3 protein-coding genes are annotated in these 3663 nt (G+C 42.0%); all 3 read right to left on the reverse strand.

Annotated elements, in window-relative coordinates:
- Nucleotides 1–63 precede the first annotated feature (63 nt).
- Nucleotides 64–1221: an OmpA family protein gene (locus tag ACY2RT_RS15250; RefSeq protein WP_490156796.1), complete on the reverse strand. Its 1158-nt coding sequence runs from the start codon at nt 1219–1221 to the stop codon at nt 64–66.
- Between the two features lie 767 nt (nt 1222–1988).
- Nucleotides 1989–2942: a PorP/SprF family type IX secretion system membrane protein gene (locus ACY2RT_RS15255; RefSeq protein WP_490156797.1), complete on the reverse strand. Its 954-nt coding sequence runs from the start codon at nt 2940–2942 to the stop codon at nt 1989–1991.
- 58 nt (nt 2943–3000) lie between these two features.
- Nucleotides 3001–3663: T9SS type B sorting domain-containing protein (locus ACY2RT_RS15260; RefSeq protein WP_490156798.1), on the reverse strand; the 663-nt coding region annotated here is incomplete at its 5' end.

Here is a 3663-nt window from a genome sequence, read left to right on the forward strand (position 1 = left end):
AAAAACAAAAAGCGCTCCTTGTAAGATAGAGCGCCTTTTTTTAATTGAAAAATATTGGTTAATCTAATTCTGTATAATAAACATAGATCGCCTGTTGAGCTGGTGTTCCTCCTCGGTACAATCCACTCCATCAGAACATCCATTGGTAAGCTGATACTCACCATAACCCTTAGCCGATAACCTGCTCTTGCTGATCCCCTTGTCTACCAACCAATTCAATGTAGACTGTGCCCGCTTCTCTGATAATCGTTCATTGTACTTGAACGGTGCCCTGGAATCGGTATGAGACTCTATATGAATGATCAGTTCAGGGTATTGACGCATCGCCGCCAATATCTTTGCCAACTCTATGGCCGCATCCTCACGAATGTTATAACGGTCAAAATCAAAATAAATAGGCTGTAACTTTAAACGACATCCCAGATCATTAGGGGGACAGGGATCGATAAGCCTCAATGGAATTGGTACTTCTATGGTACCACTCTCATCAGGGGTCTGTAATACCTTCTCATAAGGAGCGTACTGAGCCTTACTGCCTCGTATAGAATACTGTCGCTCACAATCTGCATTAAAACGATACGCTGCATCACTGCCCACTATCTTACTGTCGATAATATTGTTATTGCTGTCCAATAAGAACACTTCTGCTCCAGGAAGCAATTCCTTGCTCTGTTGGTCGAAGACCGTTCCCACAAGCACGATCTCACACTTCTCCTGAACACGGTAGATCTCATCATCGATACTGCCATTACCGCCATCTCGATTCGAAGAAAGATAACCGATACGCTGGCCTTCCCTGATGATAAAACCAAAATCATCCTGACTGCTATTGGCCGGCTCTCCTAAGTTGGTAATTGCTCCAGGTGTGCCATCGGATCCTAAAACGGTCGTAAAAATATCATATCCGCCCAAACCGCCACGACCATCACTGGAAAAATAAAAATTGTTCTGCTCACTTACAAAAGGAAAAGATTCCCTGGCCTCGGTATTGATGCCGGGACCCAGATTCACCGGTTCACTATAAGTGTCTCCCTCTAAGATATCAACATACCAAAGATCCGACATCCCAATGGTACCTGGCATATCGGAAGAAAAATACAAACGCTTCTCATCAACACTCAATGCAGGGTGAGCTACCGAGTATTCTTTACTGTTAAACGGAAGTTCCACAACATTGGTCCAGAAGTTATCTCCACTCTTGGTGGCCTTGTACAACTTCAATCGAATCGTCTTGTCTTTGTCCTTGCCTTTCTTGCCGTCAATATAGTTGTTACGGGTAAAATACATCGTACCTCCATCCTTGGTAAAGGTCGGTGTAGATTCGTGATAAGGTGTATTGATATCTCCACTGAGAGAACTCGAATTGGAAAGCTTACCTTCTGCGTCCATATCGGCCTCAAAAAGATCTAAAAAAGGCTGTTCGTTCCACTGGTGGATCTTATGTCCCTCTGACTTGTTAGACGAAGAAGCATACACCAGCTTGTCCATATAATACGAAGGTCCAAAATCTGAAAATCCCGTATTGACAGAAACCTTCTCCAAAACAACCTCGTATTCTAAAAAATCAGTCGCCGTGGCCCGTACAATACCGGGGTCACCTCCCTTGGAAAGATAAAGGTCCATCAGGCGCTTGGCCTCATCCTGATCGTTCAAACTCTTAAAAGATTGTGCAGCACGGTAGTAGTAATTGATCTCCGTATCTTCTGGAAACTCATTGATCAACTTAGAATACCACTTCGCGGCATTGTCGTAATCACTGTTCCAATAATAAGTGTCACCCAGATTCTGGTAGATCTGTGCAGAACCATAACCGTCCTCTACTACCTTTAGGTAGATAGCACGTGCATCGATATAAGCATACTTATCAAACTCCTTGTTGGCCTTCTCAACCTGATTTTTCTGCGAAAAACAAACACTAGTACTATACAATAATACTAGTGTCATTAGAAATACTTTTTGTAAAAATGTCTTCATTACCCCAAATGTTTTTAAAAGAAGCGTGGTGTTAATACACGTTCCGGTTTCTTGAATAAATCAAAGCGTAACATCACCTCATAGGATCCATCACTATAGGACTCAATATCGGTAGTCTGGTAATCATATCCAAATCCAATAAAAATCTCATCGGTAGCCTGGAAACCTGCCATAGCACTCATCGCAGCACTCCACCTATAAGCAGCCCCTAAAGTAACCTTGTCATACAACAGAAAGTTTGCTGAAACATCCCACTGTAATGGAGAACCACTTACCGCCTTGATAAGCGTTGCAGGTTTAAATTTAAGATTTTCACTAACATCAAACACATAACCTGCTATTAAAAAATAATGCAGTCGCTCTGCAGCCGTAACAGAACCATTAAATCCACTCGTGTTCAGATCATCCAATGTAGAGGAATCAAAGTGCTTGGTATTTAAAAAATTAGGAACTGAAAGCCCGGCATAGAACTTATCGGTATGGTAATAAACACCAGCACCTACCTGTGGCTGTATCTTGTTGTCTATATTGTTCTCAAAAATATCTCCCTCATCGGCAATATTGAGCTTCGTAAAATCAACATCCAATAAATCCAATCCAGCCTTCAAACCAAAGGAAATCTTACCATTATCCGAGGCATTGATACTATAGGAATAGTCAATATTAACATTAGATTCAATGGCAGGACCCAATTCATCACGAACAATAGACAGACCAAGACCCATATTCTCCAAAGCTCCTATGGGAGAATTAACCGTGAAGGTTCCCGTCTTGGGAGCTCCCTCAAATCCAACCCACTGGGTACGGTACAATAGACCAAAACTTAGCGCTTCCCGAGATCCGGCATAGGCAGGGTTGACAACCTGAGTATTGTACATATACTGCGTATACTGAGGATCCTGCTGTGCATTACTTGAAAATGTACCAAGTAAAATCAAAATTATGAGTGTAAAATAACTGTGTTTCATAGTTAAATATTTTATAAGCCCGGGAGGGAAAAAACTCCCGGGATCTTTTTTTGACTTTCTATCTATTTATATATAAGTATCCTGAATAACTCGTCTGTCCCGGATTAGCATCAACACCATCGCCAGGGAAGGTAAGGATGTAATAATACGTACCCGTTGGAAGCTCTTTCTCTTCTTTGATCGTCGTACGACCACTGGAAACGCCTCTAAAGACATTTTCTCTGTCGTTAGTACCGCCATAGCCATCGGTCTCCCAAACCAAAACACCCCATCTGTTAAAGATCTTCATATTGTTGTTAGGCCAGTTACTGATACCTTCAACATAGAAAATATCATTCAGACCATCGCCGTCAGGAGTAACTCCATTGAAGATCTCAAAGGTAATATCACCCACATTGGGTAAGGTAGTAACCGTCGGATCATCAGGATCGCCATCACCATCAGGATCTACATTGTCTAAAATGTTTGGATCATCGGAAGTATCTGATACATCTGTACCCAAACTATCCTGACCCGTTGCTAAAGCCTGATTGATAACCTCTCCGGCATCAATATCAGCCTGAGTGATCACATAGGTCGCAGTAAAGGTCGTATCATCTGTCTGGCCAGGTGCCAACTCAGCAATAGGACCTCCTTCCAATACAATACCAGGTAAAGGATCGGTCAAAACAATATTATACAAAGTAACATTACCTGTATTGGTAACACTAAAGACATACGT

This window comes from Ulvibacter sp. 2210JD10-4, from assembly GCF_058148525.1.